Genomic DNA, 17,866 nt, shown 5'->3' with positions numbered 1-17,866 from the left:
TGAAATAAAAAAGCCTACTAATTAGTAGGCTTTAAAGAACAATTAAGCTCTTTCTATTTTTCCAGAACGTAAACATCTAGTACAAACTTTAACTCTCTTAGGAGTTCCATCTATTATAGCTCTAACGCTTCTTAAGTTAGCTGACCATGTTCTTCTGTTATGTCTATTTGAGTGTGATACTTGGTTTCCAGAAACCTTTCCTTTACCACATACGCTACATACCTTTGCCATTTACGTACACCTCCTTAAAATGATAACTATTTAAAGACTAAAAACATATTTATATTAACATAAATATTAAAAACGTGCAATAGAAATATATATTTGCTTAACAAATATTGAACAATGTCTTGTTATCATATAAAATTATATATATAATTTTGTATAAAGTAAATATTTAAAATAAAATATTTACTATTACAAAATAATTACGTAGGTTTAAATTATATCATATTTATAGTATTATAGGATATATAAATTTTTATAATAATATAAATAAAATATTTATTCCAAATAAAAATATGAACCTAAGGGGGTAAATCATGAGCTTAAAAGTAAGTAATCAATATGGAAATATAGAAATAGATAAACATGTTATAGCACAAATTGCATACAGAGCTGCTATGGAAAGTTATGGATTAGTAGGTTTAGCATATAAAACTAAGGGTATAGTAGAGCTATTAAAAGGTGAGAACGTATTAAAGGGTGTTTTAGTACAAGAATTAGAAGATAACACTATAGCTATAGAATTATATGTTATACTACAATACGGAATTAATATATCTACTGTTGCAAATAACATAATAGATAGAGTAAAATATACAGTTGAGAACACAACGGGTATAAAAGTAAGTAAAATAGATATCAATGTGCAAGGAATTAGAGTTAAGTAATTAGGAGGAAGAAAATGATTCAATATATAGATGGTAAATTATTAAGAGATATGTTTGTGTCAGGTGCAAATAATCTTCAAAATAATAAAGATTTAGTTGATAAACTAAATGTGTTTCCAGTTCCAGATGGAGATACAGGAACAAACATGTCTCTTACTATATCTTATGCAATGAAAGAATTGTCTAAGGTAGAGGGGGATAATATAACTGAAATAGGTAAAGCTCTATCTAAAGGTTCTTTAATGGGAGCTAGAGGAAATTCAGGCGTTATACTATCTCAAATAATAAGAGGATTTGCAAAATCAATAGAAGGAAAAGAAAAGATATCTACATCAGATTTAGCAGATGCATTTAAGAATGGTTCAGATACAGCTTACAAGGCGGTTATAAAGCCTATAGAAGGTACTATACTTACAGTAGTAAGAGAAAGTGGAGAATATGCACTTTCAGCTTGTAAGAAAGAAAAAGATTTAGTAGCATTCTTAGAAATGGTTATAAAGGAAGCTAATAATTCATTAAATAGAACACCAGAATTACTAAAAGCACTAAAAGAAGCTGGAGTTGTAGACTCTGGAGGTAAAGGTCTAGTACTAATATATGAAGGTATGTTAGAAGCGCTAAAAGGAAACTCTATAGAAGCTTTAGAAAAATCATCTAACACTACGACACAATCATCAGCTCAGGCACAAATAAATACTGATGATATAAAATTTGCTTATTGTACAGAGTTTATTCTAGAAAGTGATAAAGTAAGCGACTTACAAATAAGAGATATGATGATGAAGTATGGAGATAGTTTAGCGGTAGTTGGAGATGACGGTGTAATAAAAGTGCACGTTCATACTAACGATCCAGGATTAGTATTACAAGATGCTTTAAAATATGGGCAATTAATAACTATAAAAATAGAAAACATGAAAGTACAACATGAAAATATATTACTTGATACAAAGGATGAAACAGCATCATCGGTAGAAGAAAAAGAATATGGATTTATAGCAACTTCTATGGGTGAAGGATTAGCTCAAATATTTAAAGATTTTGGTGTTGATTACATAATAGAGGGTGGACAAACAATGAACCCTAGCACTGAAGACTTTATGAAAGCAATAGAAGAAATACATGCTAAAAATATATTTATATTCCCAAATAACAGCAATATAATAATGGCTGCTAATCAAGCAAAAGAATTAAGCGAAAAAAATATAATAGTAATTCCTACTAAAAACACTCCTCAAGGATTTACGGCATTAGTAAACTTCAATGCAGATTTATCTGTAGAAGAAAATGAAGAAACTATGATGGAGTCTTTAGGACTAGTTAAATCAGGTCAAGTTACATTTGCAGTTAGAGATACTGTTATGAATGATATAGAAGTTAAAGAAGGTAATATAATAGGTATAGCAGAAGGAAAATTACAATCTGCTGGAGATGGTGTTGATGAAATAACAACTAAACTTATAGAAAATATAGTAGATGAAGATAGTGCTATAATAACTTTATTCTATGGTGAAGATGTAAAAGAAGAAGATGCAAACAAACTTCGTTACGAGTTAGAAGAAAAGTTTGAAGACATAGATGTAGAATTATATTACGGAGGTCAACCTCTTTATTACTACTTAATTTCAGTTGAATAATATTAAAAAAATCCTGTAAAATCCTACTTAGTAAGGATTGTACAGGATTTTTATCTAATAGGTGATAATATGGATTTAAATAAAGATATACAGTATGTAAAAGGAATCGGACCTAAAAGAGCTCAAAAGCTAAATAAATTGAATATATTTACGTTAAAAGACCTATTATATTATTTTCCTAGACAGTTTGAAGATAGAAATAATATAAAAAAGATTGCTCAACTAGAAAATGAAGATAGAGCTACTATAAAAGCTATTATAGTAGGAAGTCATACGTCATCTCCTAGAAAAGGTCTTAATATAACTAAGCTAGATGTAAGAGATGAAACAGGTTATGCAAAATTAGTATTTTTTAATCAAGAATATATAAAAAATGCATTTAAAGTTGGAGATACTATACTAGCATTTGGTAAAGTTAAAAAAGAATTTAAAAATGTAGAATTAACTTCTTGTGAAGTGGAGCACCTTAGCAACTCACCAAAATCTACCTGTAAAATAATACCTGTATATCCTTTAACTTATGGAGTTACTAATAAAGAAGTAAGTAGCATAATAAAAGGAGTGCTTAATGATAAGGAAATAAATATAAAAGAGTATCTTCCAATTAACATAGTAGAAAAATATAAGTTATGTAGCATAGATTACGCTGTTAGAAATATTCATAATCCAAGTAGTAAAGAAGCCTTAAAAATTGCTTTATATAGAATCGTATTTGAAGAATTTTTAATGCTACAGTTAGGATTATTTATGTTTAAAAATGGAGTAAGTGAAGTTGATGGTATAAAGTTTTTAAAAAATAAAAAGCTAGAAGAAATAAGAGAGTCATTGCCATTTAAATTAACGAAAGCTCAAGAAAGAGCACTAAATGAAATAATAGATGATATGAATTCAAATAGTGCTATGAATAGGCTCGTACAAGGTGATGTTGGATCAGGTAAAACAGTCGTAGCTCTCTTAGCATTATCACATTGTATTTTAAATGGATATCAAGGAGCATTAATGGCTCCTACTGAAATATTAGCTGAACAACATTATATTTCTCTTACAGAGACTCTAAAGCCTTTTGGAGTGAATGTAGAATTACTAGTTGGTAGTTTAACTAAGAAGAATAAAGAGAAAGTTTTAGAAAGAGTAAAAAATAAAGAAGTAGATATATTAATAGGAACTCATGCACTAATTGAAGATAAAGTAGAGTTTAATAATCTAGGGTTAGTAATAACAGATGAACAACATAGATTTGGAGTTAGACAAAGAAGCAAATTATCGGAAAAAGGAGAAAATCCAGATATATTAGTAATGACGGCAACTCCAATACCAAGAACGTTAGCTCTTATACTTTATGGAGATTTGGATATATCCATAATAGATGAGCTTCCTCCAGGAAGACAGCCAATTGAAACTATAGCAGTTGATAAAGGAAAAAGAGATAGAGCTTATAACTCATTAGTTAGAAAAGAAGTAGAAAAAGGAAGACAAGTTTATATAGTGTGTCCTTTAGTAGAAGAAAGTGAAGCTATAGAAGCTAAAGCTGCTACAGAACTAGTTGATGAGCTTAAGGCTGAATATTTTAGCGATCTTAGAGTAGGTCTTTTACATGGAAAGATGAAAGGTAGCGAAAAAGATTCTATAATGAAGAGTTTTAAAAATAAAGAAATAGATATATTAGTTTCAACAACAGTTATAGAGGTTGGAGTTAATGTTCCAAATGCAACACTTATGATAATAGAAAATGCAGAAAGATTTGGGTTAGCACAGCTTCATCAGTTAAGAGGTCGTGTAGGTAGAGGAAGTCATAAGTCTTATTGTATATTAATATACGCTTCTAAATCAGAAGTTTGTAGACAACGAATGTCTATAATGGAAGAAACCAATGATGGATTTAAAATATCAGAAAAAGATTTAGAAATAAGAGGACCAGGTGAGTTTTTTGGAACAAGGCAACATGGTTTACCAGAATTAAAGGTTGCAAATATATTTAAACACATGAAAATACTCAAACTTGCTCAACAAGAAGCTAGAATTATATTTTCTAAAGACTCTAAGTTAGATAATTATGAAAATAAAGGCTTAAAACGTGAAATTATGAATAAATTTGAGAATATAGTTAAAGAAATTTCGTTAAATTAATATAAAATTATGCTAAAATATACAATGAGGTGAAGGTACGTTGAGAGTAATATCAGGAAAAGTAAGAGGATTAAAGTTAAATACTCCTAAAAATGAAGATGTAAGACCAACAACAGATAGAGTTAAAGAGTCATTATTTAATATGATAAATCCATATATGATGGAAAGTAATATATTAGACTTATTTGCTGGAACTGGTTCTTTAGGAATAGAGTGTTTATCTAGAGGTGCTTCAAAATGTACCTTTGTGGATGTAAGTAGAGAGAGTATAGCTTTGGTAAAATCCAATATAAAGAAAGCTAGATTTGAAAATGAAAGTGAAGTTTTAAACTTAGATTTCAAGGATGCTATAAGTAAGCTTAAAATAAAAAATAATAAATTTGATGTTATATTTATGGATCCTCCATATTATAAAGACATGTTTATTGATGCTCTTGAAAAAATAGATAATGCAAATATACTTAAAGAAGATGGTATAATTATAGTCGAACATGATACTAAAGATAAATTCCCAGAAGAAATAGGCAGTTTAGAAAAAAGTAGAGATAAAAAGTATGGGAATACAACTTTAACATTTTATAAGTTAAAATAGAATATAAAAAATCCTAATATCAATGTTAAAATGGAGGACTAAGCAAAAATATGAATAAAAAAATAAGAAAAGCTATATTTGCAGGAAGCTTTGATCCAATAACTAATGGACACTTAGATATAATATGTAGAGCTTCTAAAATATTTGATGAGTTGCAAATAGGGGTGCTTCATAATCCTAACAAAAAGGGAATGTTCACTTTTGAAGAAAGAGTAGAACTTATAGAAAAATGTACTAATCATCTTGATAATATAAAAATAGTAAGCTTTAATGGACTTTTAGTAAACTATTGTGAAGAACATGGTATAGATACTTTAGTAAGAGGAATTAGAAATGGTACTGATGTTGAGTATGAACTACAAATGGCTCACATGAATAAAGAATTAAATCCTAATATTGAAACTGTAATATTAGCAACTAATCCAAAGTATTCATTTATAAGTTCCTCGTTAATAAAGGAAGTATTAAACTTTGATGCAGATATAAAAAACTTAGTTCCAGAAGTTGTATTAGAAGAACTTAAAAGAAAAACCAATAGGGGGAAGTAACTATGTATGTAGATTTAGAAATAATTGAATTGTTAGATGAATTAGAAAGTATGATAAATAATGCATCTTCAATACCTTTTTCTCAAAAGTCTGGTATAGATAAAAATGAAGTATTAGGTGTTATAGGTGAAATAAAATCATTAGTTCCAGAAGAAGTAAAGCAAGCAACATGGATTAATAAAGAAAGACACAAAATAATAAATGATGCAAAAATAGAAGCACAAGAATTAGTGGAACAAGCTAAAAAAGAAGCACAAAGAATACAAGATGAGTACAATGAAAAAGTAGAAGAGTTAAAGAAAAATTCTGATGAAATTTTAAATGCTTACTTAGAATCAAGTGAACCTATTCAAAAAGCAGAATTACAAGCTAAAGAAATGATAGCAAGAGCAGAAAGAATAGCAGGTGAAATAAGACTTGGATCTATAGAGTATGCTGACAATGTACTTTTAAGTTTAGAACATAATATAAAGGATTTACTAGAAGAAGTATCAAGAGATAGATTAGAGTTAAATCCAGAACAATAATATAAATGCTATAAAAAAAGAAAGTGTTAGCTTTCTTTTTTTATAGCGACCTTTTCTAGCCTTGAAAGAAGATTTAAAATATAAACTATAAATATTGTTAAAAGTACTGTACTGTAATTAGATAAATAAAAATTAGATACACTACCATGGTATATATAGTTATAAGTACTAGAGAAATTAGACACAAGTGAAATTGATTCTATTAAAGGGTATAGTAAAAATGTAAGAATCCCTGATATAATTCCATGAAAAAATTTACTTAATATGTATATAGGTACGTTAATATCTGTTTTTGATATAAAGGTACAACATTGGGCAAGTATAGAGATACCACTAAAACCTATTAAAAAACTAGCTAGAGACGCTTTTAAAGCCTCTGAAACATTAGAAACAGATGATATTTTATTACAACCTATAGTCATTTCAAACAAGCCACTTATAAGACCGTAACAAAGTTCTTTTGTAAATCCTAAAAGAGATAGAGGAATATATAGGACAAAAGCAATAACATCAACTATTTTAAATAATGTAAGTACCTTAAAAATTACTGAAAATACTATTACAAAACCACCAATCATAAGTAGTGTATTAACACCACTATTTACAGCATTTCCAAAGAGAACAAAAAAACCTTGACCATTAGAGTAACGAGTATTTATTGTATTTTTAATATTAGTTTTTAAGGAGATAGACGAACTAGAAATAATATCTTTACCGTAACCTCTAAAAAACAATCCTATAGATATAGAACCTAAGTAATGACAAATAATCATTAAATATCCAAGGTTAGGGTTTTTAAACATACCAGTCGCTACAGCACCTATTATAAATAGTGGACCAGATGTAGAGCAAAAAGAAATTAGCCTTTGGCCTTCATCCTTAGAAATTTGAGAATTAAGTCTAAGCTCTGAGGCAAGTTTTGCACCTACAGGATATCCAGAAACTGTTGATACAAGAAAGACTAAGGCACTTTTTCCAGAAACATTAAAGATAAACTTAGTAAAAGGGTTTATTATAAATCCAATTATATCGACGATTTTTAAATCAACAATCAAGTTTGCACCTATAATAAATGGAAGTAAAGAAGGTATTAGTATTGTGGTCCAAATTTCTATGCCTTCCTTAGCAGCTTCTAAGGAATCGTTAGGAAAAATAATTATTCCAAGTATAATTAATAAAACGATACATATAGGAACAAAAAAACATATAATTTTTCTTTTCTTCATAAGCATCACCTAATAAAATATATAGTATAAGACAAGTATATTTAAAGAAGTGGATATATATGAGAAAAAATACATAAATAATATAAATTTAAGGGGGATATCATGTTTGTTAATATTTCAAATAAGAAAGTTTATGAACTTGTAATAGAGCAAATACAAGATAAAATATTAAACGGGGAATTAAAAAAAGGAGATAAGCTACCATCAGAAAGAGAACTATCAGAGCAGATGAGTGTAAGTAGAACATCTATTAGAGAAGCGATAAGAGTATTAGAGACTATGGGGGTAGTTGAAAGTAAACAAGGTGATGGAAACTTTATATGTACTAATATAGAAAAGTCACTAATAGAACCTCTATCTATGGTATTTAAATTAAATGAAGGTACATGGCAAAATGTATTGGAATTAAGAGAGGTGTTAGAATTACAAACTGTAAAAATAGCAGCAATAAAAGCAACAAAAGAAGATTGTAAAGAGTTAAAAAACATAATAGATGCAATGAGGAAAGAAAATAGCGTTAAAAAATACAATAGTAAGAAAATAATCCAACTTGATCAAAGATTTCACAATAAAATAGCATCTATAAGCAAAAATTATCTTATAGAAAGTGTATTTATAACGTCGTCTAAATTATTTAAAAGGTTTATAGAGGATGCAAGAGAAAAAATTATAGAGAATTATAGAGATGAAGAGCTGTTATTTGAAAATCACAGAAGAATATATGAAGGAATAAGTAAAAATGATCCGATATTAGCTTATGAGGAGATGAAAAGACATATGGAAAATATAAGAGAAAGCTATATAAAAACTATTGGTTGAAAATTGTTAATTTTCAATCAATTATTGCGGTTTATAAATATATCTTATATTATATAAAATATAAGTGGTAATACCACTGACCATCATTCAAGTTACCGACATAAAATATAATATATAGGAGGTACTTGATGAACGAGTATGTATTATTTTTAATAGCTATAATACCGATAATATGGTTAATTGCATCTTTAGGGATAATGAAACTACCAGCACATAAAACCTGCTTTGCAACAGTTATATTAACATTTATTATAGCTATGGTATTTTGGAAAATGCCATTTGTAGATGCGGTTACGGCATCCATAGAAGGAGTATTAGTTGCATTATGGCCAATTCTTTTAGTTATAGTTGCAGCGCTATTTACTTATAATTTAGCAGTTGAAACTAAAACTATGGATACTATGAAACAAATGCTATCTAGTATTACAACAGATGACAGAATACAAGTACTTATATTAGCTTGGGGATTTGGTGGATTTTTAGAAGCTGTTGCAGGATATGGCACAGCAGTTGCAATACCAGCAAGTATATTAGCATCTTTAGGATTTAATCCCATATTTGCAGCTATAATATGTCTTATAGCTAATACAGTACCAACTGCTTTTGGAGCAATAGGTATACCTGTAAGTACATTAGCATCAGTGACGGGGCTAGACGTAATGAGATTAAGTTATTTAACAGCAATTCAATTAGCACCATTCATAATAGTAATACCTTTTGTATTAGTAATTTTAACTAAGAAAAGCCTTAAAGCATTAAAAGGAGTATTTTTAATAACCTTAGCATCAGGGTTAGCATTTGCATTACCTCAAATATTTATAGCAAAATATCTAGGAGCTGAATTACCTGCTCTTATAGGAAGTTTATGTAGTATGTTAATTACAATTCTTATGGCAAAAGCAATGAATAAAAGAAAAGATATATCAGAAGAAGAAAATAGCATAAAAGGAAGCGTAGCATCAAAAGTCAGTGTAAGTACAAAAGAGGGTATATTAGCTTGGCTTCCATACATATTACTATGTGTTTTAATTTTAGCAGCAAGTCCATTGTTCCCATCTATAAATGAATTTTTAGCTAGATTTACAAGTCAATTTAAAATATACACAGGAGAAGGAGCAGCAACAACTGAATTTATATGGATAAATACACCAGGTATTGTAATAATAGTTGCTACATTCATAGGTGGATTAATACAAAGAGTAAAAGTATCTACCATGATAAATGTATTTATAAGAACTGTAAAACAGTTATCTAAATCTTTTATAACTATAACATCTATAGTTGCTATATCAAAACTTATGTCTTACAGCACAATGACAGCATCAATATCTTTTGGGCTAAGTGCAATAACTGGATCATTTTATCCTGTAATATCACCACTTTTAGGCTCAATAGGTACATTTGTAACAGGTAGTGACACATCAGCAAATATATTGTTTGGGGGATTACAATCTCAATCAGCTACATCTCTAGGAATAGACCCATATTGGATAGCAGCAGCAAATACTGCAGGGGCAACAGCCGGAAAAATGATATCGCCTCAAAGTATAGCTATAGCAACATCTGCTACAGGGTTAATAGGAAAAGAAGGTAAAATATTAAACTCAACTCTTAAGTTTTGTTTAGTATATGTAGTAATATTAGGAGTATTAGTTTATTTTGGAAGTTATTTAAAGATATAAAAATATAAGGGGGAAAATATGCCTACTTTAAAAGTTCCGTATTCTAAAGAGGGAATGATTTTAAATATTCCAGATGAAAATTTCGTAATGACACTTCAATCTAAAGCACATACATATAAAGTCAATAACACTCAAGGAGAAATAGTAGAAAATTCATTAGATAATCCAATAGGCTCTAAGAAACTGGAGGAATTAGCAAGAGATAAAAAAAGTATAGTCATAATAACTAGTGATCACACAAGACCTGTACCAAGTAAAGTTACTATGCCAATAATTTTAAAAAGAATAAGAAAAGTAAATAAAGATGCAAGTATAAAAATATTAATTGCTACAGGGTTTCATAGAGAAAGTACAAAAGAAGAATTAATTTATAAAATGGGTGAGGAAATAGTAGAAAATGAAGAAATAATAATGCATATATCAACAGATGATTCACAGATGGAAAAAATGGGAGTATTGCCATCTGGTGGAGATTTATATCTAAATAAATTAGTTAAAGAAGCAGATTTATTAATAGCAGAAGGTTTTATAGAACCTCACTTTTTTGCAGGTTTTTCAGGAGGTAGAAAAAGTATATTACCAGGTATAGCATCAGCAAAAACTATAATGTATAACCACTGTAGTGATTTTATAGATAATAAAAATGCCAGAACTGGAACATTAAAAAATAATCCTATTCACGAGGATATGGTATATGCAGCTAAAGTATCAAAGCTTGCTTTCATACTAAATGTTGTAATAGATCAAGATAAAAATGTTATAGCATCTTTTGCTGGAGATGTAGAAAAAGCACATAAAAAAGGATGTGAATTTGTAACAGAGTTATCTAAAGTTAAATCTCATAAAGCTGATATAGTTGTTAGTACTAATGGAGGGTATCCGCTTGATCAAAACATATATCAGTCTGTAAAAGGAATGACTGCAGCAGAGGCTACATGTAATGAAGGTGGAGTAATAATTATGATATCTGCCTGCAATGATGGTCATGGAGGTCAATCTTTTTATGATAATATAGCAAATGCTAAATCACCAAAAGAAGTTTTAGAAAAGGTAAGAAAGGTAAGTAGAGGAGATACTGTACCAGATCAATGGGAGTTTCAAATATTAGCTAGAATACTTGAAAATTACACTGTAATAATGGTAACAGATATGTGTGATAAAGATATGATAGAGAATATGCATATGAAGCATGCATCAAACTTTGAAGAGGCTTTAAATATGGCATTTAATATAAAGGGAAGGGATTCAAAGGTTGTAGTTATTCCTGATGGAGTATCTGTAATAGTTAAATAGATAAGGGGGATAAAGTATGGAAATTTTAACATGTATTAAGCAAGTTCCAGGAACTTCTGAAGTTGAAGTAGATGAAAAAACAGGTGTGCTTAAAAGAGATGGTATAGATTCTAAAATGAATCCATATGATTTATATGCATTAGAAACAGCACTTAAAATAAAAGAAAAAAAGGGTGCAATTTTAAAGGTATTAACAATGGGACCACCACAAGCAAAACAAATTGTAGAAGAAAGTTTTATGATGGGAGTAGATGAGGGAGCTATACTTAGTGATAGAAAATTTGCAGGTGCTGATGTACTTGCAACTTCCTATACATTATCTCAAGGTATAAAAAAAGTAGGAAATCCAGATTTAATAATATGTGGAAAGCAAACTACTGATGGAGATACAGCTCAAGTTGGACCAGAAATAGCTGAATTTTTAAATATACCGCATATTACAAATGTAACTAAAATAATAGAAATTAAAGATAAAAGTATAGTAGTTGAGTGTGATATGCCAAATACATTAGAAGAATGTGAAATAAATTATCCATGCCTAATAACTGTTGAAAAGGGCATATATGAGCCAAGATTACCTTCTTTTAAATTAAAGTTAGACACTAAAGATAGAGAAATACCTATGTATAGCTTAAGTGATTTTGAGGATCAAGATGAAAACAATTATGGACTTAATGGTTCACCAACTCAAGTATTAAGAATATTCCCTCCAACTTCTAATAATAAAAAAGAAGTTTTAAGAGGAAGTAGTGAAGAAATAAGTGAAAAATTAGTAAATAAGCTTAAGGAGTTAAAGTTAATATAAGGGGGGATTTATATGGCTAAAATAGTAATAAATCAAGAGAAAATAGATAATACAGATGAAGTTTTAAAACTGTGTCCATTTAATGCCATAGAATTAATTGACCAAAAAATAGAAATAAATCCAGCTTGTAAAATGTGTAAGATTTGCGTTAAAAAGGGGCCAAAGGGAGCTTTTGAATTTGTAGAAAATTTAAAAAAAGAGATAAACAAGGATGAATGGAAAGGAATAGCTGTATATGTAGACCACCATGAAGGAGATATACATCCTGTAACCTATGAACTTATAGGTAAGGCTCGTGAAATGGCTAAGAAAGTAAATCATCCAGTATATTGTATATTTGTAGGTAAAGATATAAAAGATAAATGTGATAAACTAATATCTTATGGAGTAGATGAAGTATTTATCTATGATAGTCCAGAATTTGAACATTTTAGAATAGAACCATATTCTAGGGCAGTTGAAGATTTTATAAATAATATAAAACCTACGATAATGTTAGTAGGGGGAACTACACTTGGGAGGTCTTTAGCACCAAGGCTTGCGGCTAGGTTTAAAACTGGGCTTACAGCAGATTGTACAATACTTGATATTCAAGAAAATACAGACTTAGACCAAATAAGACCAGCATTTGGGGGAAATATAATGGCTCATATTCATACTCCAAATAATAGACCTCAGTTTGCGACAGTAAGATATAAAATATTCTCAGCACCAGAAGAAGTTGAAAGTCCAAAGGGAAAGATAACATTATGTAGTATTAGTAAGGAAAAATTAGTATCAAATATAAATGTATTAGATAGTAAGCCTAAAACTAAAGAGGTAGGTCTTGAAGAAGCAGAAGTTATAGTAGTTGCAAGTAGAGCTATTAAAAAGCAAGAAGATATGGATATGATATACAAATTAGCAGATAAACTAGGAGCACGAGTTGCAGGAACTAGACCATTAATAGAAGCTGGATGGATAGATGCTAGAAGACAAATAGGTCTTAGTGGAAGAACTGTAAAACCTAAACTTATAATTACTTGTGGGGTATCTGGGGCTGTTCAGTTTGTAGCAGGTATGCAAGGTTCTGATTACATAGTAGCAATAAATAAAGATGAAAAAGCGCCGATATTTGATGTTGCTCATTTAGCACTAGTAGGTGATATATATGAAATTGTTCCTAAATTAATAGATAAAATAGAACAAAAACAATCAGAAGTGGCATTATCCGTAGAAGAATAGGGGGGATAGCTATGTATAAAAAAATAGATAATGATGATATTAGGTTTTTAATAGATACTTGTGGAGAAGAAGAAGTCTTTGCAGGTGAAGATATAAGTGAAGATTTTTCACATGATGAATTAGGAGGAGTGGAAAAATATCCAGAGGTACTTGTTAATGTATATAATACAGAACAAGTATCTAAAATAATGAAATATGCCTATAAAAATAATATACCTGTAACACCAAGAGGACAAGGAACAGGGCTTGTTGGTGCTTCTGTAGCAATTCATGGTGGTATAATGATTAATTTAAGCAAAATGAACAAAATATTAGAATTAGATGAAGAAAATCTAACATTAACAGTAGAACCAGGAGTACTTTTAATGACTATAGGACAATATGTTCAAGAAAGAGATTTATTTTATCCACCAGATCCAGGTGAAAAAAGTGCCACAATAGGTGGAAACATAAATACTAATGCAGGGGGAATGAGAGCTGTTAAATATGGAGTTACAAGAGACTATGTAAGAGGACTTGAAGTTGTACTTCCTAATGGCGATATTGTTAATATAGGTGGAAAGGTAGTAAAAAATAGTTCTGGATATAGTATAAAAGATTTAATTGTAGGTTCAGAAGGAACATTAGGAATAGTAACAAAGGCAATACTTAAACTTTTACCTCTTCCTAAAAAAGATATAAGTTTACTAATTCCTTTTAAGGATTTACCAACAGCAATAGAAACAGTACCTAAAATAATAAAATCAAAATCTATACCAACAGCAATAGAGTTTATGGAAAGGGATGTAATACTTGCAGCAGAAGAATTTTTAGGGAAATCTTTCCCGGATAATACTTCAGATGCGTACCTACTATTAAAGTTTGATGGAAATAGTAAAGAAGATATAGAAAAAGAATATGAAAAGGTTGCACACTTATGCTTAGAAAATGGAGCATATGATGTATTTATATCTGATACACAAGAAAGAAATGAATCTATATGGTCAGCAAGAGGAGCATTTTTAGAAGCTATAAAAGCATCTACAACAGAGATGGACGAATGTGATGTTGTAGTACCTAGAGATAAAGTTGCTGATTTTATAAGATATACTCATGATTTACAAAAAGAATTAAATGTAAGAATAAAGAGCTTTGGGCATGCAGGAGACGGTAATCTTCATGTTTATACATTAAGAGATGATATGGATGATGAAACTTGGAAGTTAAAATTAAAAGAAAGCTTTGATTGTATGTATGAAAAATCAAGAGAGCTTAGAGGGCAAGTCTCAGGAGAACATGGAATAGGCTATGCTAAAAAAGAATATTTACATGAATCTCAAAGTGAACCTTATATGGATCTTATAAAAAGTATAAAAACTGCTTTTGATCATAAAAGTATATTAAATCCAAGTAAAATATATTAATTTAAACTAAATAAAAAAGCGCAGAATAAACTGTGCTTTTTTATTTGTAAATAGATTTTAATTATTATTATCTTTAATGTATATAGGAGATATATAATAATCCATAGGACCCTTTAATAAAGTAGGATTGTTTTTATAGTAAATTAAATTATATATATTACTAGACTTTATATCATAATCAAGTAAAGTTTTAAATAATTTATCATCCATAGAAAATGATGCTTTAGATAATTTATTAACTATATTTACTTCAGAATTTTTTTTAATAGCCTTTAATATTTCTCTACCTTTATCGTTAAAAGCTAGAACTCTTATATAAGGAACGGTACTTATATCTTTAATGTAATTCATAACTTCTTTAGTTATTCCAAGTAGTATATTATTAAGAGTTCTCTTTATTTTAGTTAATGTATATCTTTTGCTTTTTATAGATAAGTGAAGTTCATCAAGTGAATTAGATCTAAATATATTTTGGTATATTTTATTCTCTATTCCTTCGTTAACTTCAAAATATTTATCTAATATATTAATATCTCTAGCTACAATAGATTTTATAATATCAAAGTAAGCTTCATCAAACATAGGTAAAAAATTATTATTAATTTTTTCATTAAGTATATTATAAGTTTGGCTAGGAACTACATTATTTATAAGTGATAAATCATTGTTATCTTTTAAAGATTTTCTTATAGCAGTAGCAGAACAAATATCACTAGTTATATTTTTAGAGTTGTATGAAGCTTGAATCCTAGAAATTGTAAAAGGCTTTATATTACTATTTAATTTTAGTAGACATTTTATGTATTCTAGACCTAAAATATTATTAGAGGAATTTAATACATTTAAAAGTTTATCTTTTGAGATGTCTATTAAATTATGTTTAGATATATAGTCAAATAAAGACATACTACGTGCACTAGGATAAAGCATACCTTCATCTAAGTATTTTTTTAAATTTACTTTAAATTCATCCGGCTCATCAACTAGTATTTTAGCTATAGTATACAAAATATCAATACTTCCTTCTTCACTACCAAAACAAATTGAATCTATACAATTTAGTGAATTTAAAGTTGTTATTGCACCGTGGGCAAATATTTCAGCAGACTGACAAGCATATAAAGTAGGAAGCTCAAGAACTAAATCTACACCATTTTCAACTGCCATACGAGCTCTAGTATATTTATCAAATAAGGCTGGTTCACCTCTTTGTAAAAAGTTTCCGCTCATAATAGCAACTGTGTGAGTAGCTTTTGTTAATTGTTTAGATTTATTTAAATGGTGTAAATGTCCATTGTGAAATGGATTGTACTCAACTATTACTCCAAGTATATTCATAATGATTCTCCTTGTGTTAATATTATAATATAGTAATTACAATATATGTAGAAATCTAACTATATTGTAAAAAAATAATTTAAATAATATATTATAATATTATAACAAATAGAGAAAAATAATCTATGTTAAGCAAAAATATTTAAATAAAGTAAATATATAAAACATATAAATACAAAATATATTAAATACAGTCAATATACTATTTATATATAATAAAATTTATACTTTTAATTTATGAACTAAATTTAATAAATTTTCAAATAAATAGATAATGTACTGTACTTTTATAATAAAAAGTGATATATTAATTAGTGTTAAAGAATGTTTACTGTATACAAAAAGTAAATTTGTAAATGTTAGCCTAAAAGGCTTTTTACATATTATTCATAAAATTTTAAGGAGGTATACTAATGAAAGTATTAGTATTAAACTGTGGTAGTTCTTCATTAAAATATCAATTAATAGATATGTCAAATGAAGAAGTTTTATGTATAGGATTAGTTGAAAGAATAGGTATAGAAGGTTCTATACTTAAGCAAGAAAAAGATGGTGTTGAAGGTAAATTAATAATAGAACAACCAATGAAAAACCATCAAGATGCTATAAAGTTAGTATTAGACGGTGTTGTTGATGCTAAATTCGGTGGAGTTAAAGAAATAAGCGAAGTTGAAGCTGTAGGACACAGAGTAGTTCACGGTGGAGAAAAGTTCGCTTCTTCAGTTAAGATAACTGATGAAGTTATGGCTGCATTAGAAGAGTGTGTAGAATTAGCACCACTTCACAACCCAGCTAATATAATGGGTATAAAAGCTTGTGAAGAAATACTTCCAGGTGTACCAATGGTAGGAGTATTTGATACTGCTTTCCACCAAACTATGCCTAAAAAATCTTACTTATACGGATTACCTCATGAATTATACACTAAGTACGGTGTAAGAAGATACGGATTCCACGGAACTTCTCACAAGTATGTATCTCAAAGAGCTGCTGCAATGCTTGGAAAGAACATAGAAGACGTTAAGATAATAACTTGTCACTTAGGAAATGGAGCTTCTATAGCTGCTGTTGATGGTGGTAAGTGTGTTGATACATCTATGGGATTCACTCCACTTGAAGGATTAATAATGGGAACTAGATGTGGAGATATAGATGCTGCTATATTACCATTCTTAATGGAAAAAGAAGGATTAGATGCTAAAGGATTATCTGATTTAATGAACAAAAAGTCAGGAGTATACGGAATGACTGGTATATCTAGTGACTTTAGAGATATAGAAGGAGCTGCTTCAAACGGTGATGAAAAAGCTCAAGTTGCTTTAGATGCATACGTTCAAAGAGTTCAAAAATACATAGGAGCTTATGCTGCAGAAATGAACGGAGTTGACGCTGTTGTATTTACTGCTGGTGTTGGTGAAAATGGTATAGAAATAAGAGAATCAATAGCTTCTAACATGGAATTCTTAGGAATGAACTTAGATAAAGAAGCTAACAAAGTTAGAGGAAAAGAAAGAGTAATATCTACAGATGACTCTAGAGTTAAGATATTATTAATACCAACTAACGAAGAGTTAATGATAGCAAGAGATACTGTTGAATTAGTAAAATAATTGTAATGGGTTATAATATATTTAAGGTAGGTTAAAGCCTACCTTAAATTATGTCTTACAACATTTTCAAAATATCTATCAAGTAAAAATACTTGACAAACATCTACTAAATTTGTATAATAAATTGGTAGTGGATTGAGGT

Annotated in this window: 16 protein-coding genes; 13 read left to right on the top strand and 3 right to left on the bottom strand. The window is 29.0% G+C overall.

Annotation, left to right across the window (positions count from 1 at the left end; translation table 11 throughout):
- Window positions 1–42: 42 nt before the first annotated feature.
- Entirely contained in the window at window positions 43–231 is a 189-nt protein-coding gene (gene rpmB, locus I4U89_RS07790) for a 50S ribosomal protein L28 (protein ID WP_092924361.1), read from the bottom strand.
- A gap of 311 nt (window positions 232–542) precedes the next feature.
- Here rpmB and I4U89_RS07785 point away from each other — a divergent pair, with 311 nt between their 5' ends.
- The 6 genes from I4U89_RS07785 (at window position 543) to I4U89_RS07760 (ending at window position 6,324) form a co-directional block, all read left to right on the top strand.
- On the top strand, window positions 543–893 hold the full coding sequence (locus I4U89_RS07785; protein WP_195939818.1) for an Asp23/Gls24 family envelope stress response protein: 351 nt from the start codon (window positions 543–545) through the stop codon (window positions 891–893).
- 14 nt (window positions 894–907) lie between these two features.
- Window positions 908–2,530 carry a DAK2 domain-containing protein gene (locus I4U89_RS07780; RefSeq protein WP_195939817.1) on the top strand — a complete coding sequence of 541 codons (1,623 nt, stop codon included), beginning with the start codon at window positions 908–910 and terminating at the stop codon, window positions 2,528–2,530.
- Between the two features lie 69 nt (window positions 2,531–2,599).
- Complete coding sequence (gene recG / locus I4U89_RS07775; RefSeq protein WP_195939816.1) at window positions 2,600–4,657, top strand: ATP-dependent DNA helicase RecG; 2,058 nt, start codon at window positions 2,600–2,602, stop codon at window positions 4,655–4,657.
- A 40-nt stretch (window positions 4,658–4,697) separates the two neighbouring features.
- Window positions 4,698–5,249 (top strand): 16S rRNA (guanine(966)-N(2))-methyltransferase RsmD, encoded by a 552-nt coding sequence (gene rsmD, locus I4U89_RS07770; protein ID WP_195939815.1) that lies wholly within the window; start codon window positions 4,698–4,700, stop codon window positions 5,247–5,249.
- Between the two features lie 50 nt (window positions 5,250–5,299).
- The gene (gene coaD, locus I4U89_RS07765; protein WP_166505864.1) at window positions 5,300–5,797 is read left to right on the top strand and encodes a pantetheine-phosphate adenylyltransferase; all 498 of its coding nucleotides are present in this window, start codon (window positions 5,300–5,302) and stop codon (window positions 5,795–5,797) included.
- 2 nt (window positions 5,798–5,799) lie between these two features.
- Window positions 5,800–6,324, top strand: a complete 525-nt coding sequence (locus I4U89_RS07760) for a hypothetical protein (RefSeq protein ID WP_195939814.1) — start codon at window positions 5,800–5,802, stop codon at window positions 6,322–6,324.
- A gap of 26 nt (window positions 6,325–6,350) precedes the next feature.
- Here I4U89_RS07760 and I4U89_RS07755 read toward each other — a convergent pair whose 3' ends face one another.
- Window positions 6,351–7,550: a nucleoside recognition domain-containing protein gene (locus tag I4U89_RS07755; RefSeq protein WP_195939813.1), complete on the bottom strand. Its 1,200-nt coding sequence runs from the start codon at window positions 7,548–7,550 to the stop codon at window positions 6,351–6,353.
- 102 nt (window positions 7,551–7,652) lie between these two features.
- Between I4U89_RS07755 and I4U89_RS07750 the strand changes: the two genes are divergently transcribed.
- The 6 genes from I4U89_RS07750 to I4U89_RS07725 all read left to right on the top strand — a co-directional run bounded on the left by I4U89_RS07750 (window position 7,653) and on the right by I4U89_RS07725 (window position 14,776).
- A complete protein-coding gene (locus I4U89_RS07750; RefSeq protein WP_195939812.1) occupies window positions 7,653–8,369 on the top strand; it encodes a FadR/GntR family transcriptional regulator in 717 nt (238 codons plus the stop codon).
- Window positions 8,370–8,497: 128 nt separating this feature from the next.
- Window positions 8,498–10,051, top strand: coding sequence for an L-lactate permease (locus I4U89_RS07745; RefSeq protein ID WP_195939811.1), 1,554 nt, complete (start codon window positions 8,498–8,500; stop codon window positions 10,049–10,051).
- An 18-nt stretch (window positions 10,052–10,069) separates the two neighbouring features.
- Complete coding sequence (gene larA / locus I4U89_RS07740; RefSeq protein ID WP_195939810.1) at window positions 10,070–11,344, top strand: nickel-dependent lactate racemase; 1,275 nt, start codon at window positions 10,070–10,072, stop codon at window positions 11,342–11,344.
- A gap of 16 nt (window positions 11,345–11,360) precedes the next feature.
- On the top strand, window positions 11,361–12,149 hold the full coding sequence (locus tag I4U89_RS07735) for an electron transfer flavoprotein subunit beta/FixA family protein (RefSeq protein WP_195939809.1): 789 nt from the start codon (window positions 11,361–11,363) through the stop codon (window positions 12,147–12,149).
- Window positions 12,150–12,161: 12 nt separating this feature from the next.
- Window positions 12,162–13,373 carry an electron transfer flavoprotein subunit alpha/FixB family protein gene (locus I4U89_RS07730; RefSeq protein WP_195939808.1) on the top strand — a complete coding sequence of 404 codons (1,212 nt, stop codon included), beginning with the start codon at window positions 12,162–12,164 and terminating at the stop codon, window positions 13,371–13,373.
- A gap of 11 nt (window positions 13,374–13,384) precedes the next feature.
- The gene (locus I4U89_RS07725) at window positions 13,385–14,776 is read left to right on the top strand and encodes an FAD-binding oxidoreductase (protein WP_195939807.1); all 1,392 of its coding nucleotides are present in this window, start codon (window positions 13,385–13,387) and stop codon (window positions 14,774–14,776) included.
- A 57-nt stretch (window positions 14,777–14,833) separates the two neighbouring features.
- On the opposite strand, the gene I4U89_RS07720 is transcribed toward I4U89_RS07725, so the two are convergent.
- Window positions 14,834–16,114, bottom strand: a complete 1,281-nt coding sequence (locus tag I4U89_RS07720; RefSeq protein ID WP_195939806.1) for a nucleotidyltransferase — start codon at window positions 16,112–16,114, stop codon at window positions 14,834–14,836.
- A 413-nt stretch (window positions 16,115–16,527) separates the two neighbouring features.
- Between I4U89_RS07720 and I4U89_RS07715 the strand changes: the two genes are divergently transcribed.
- A complete protein-coding gene (locus tag I4U89_RS07715) occupies window positions 16,528–17,724 on the top strand; it encodes an acetate/propionate family kinase (protein WP_195939805.1) in 1,197 nt (398 codons plus the stop codon).
- The last annotated feature ends 142 nt before the right edge of the window (window positions 17,725–17,866 follow it).

Source organism: Romboutsia sp. 1001713B170131_170501_G6, from assembly GCF_015668195.1.
GTDB lineage: Bacteria > Bacillota > Clostridia > Peptostreptococcales > Peptostreptococcaceae > Romboutsia_C.
This window is presented reverse-complemented; position numbering and strand designations above follow the sequence as displayed.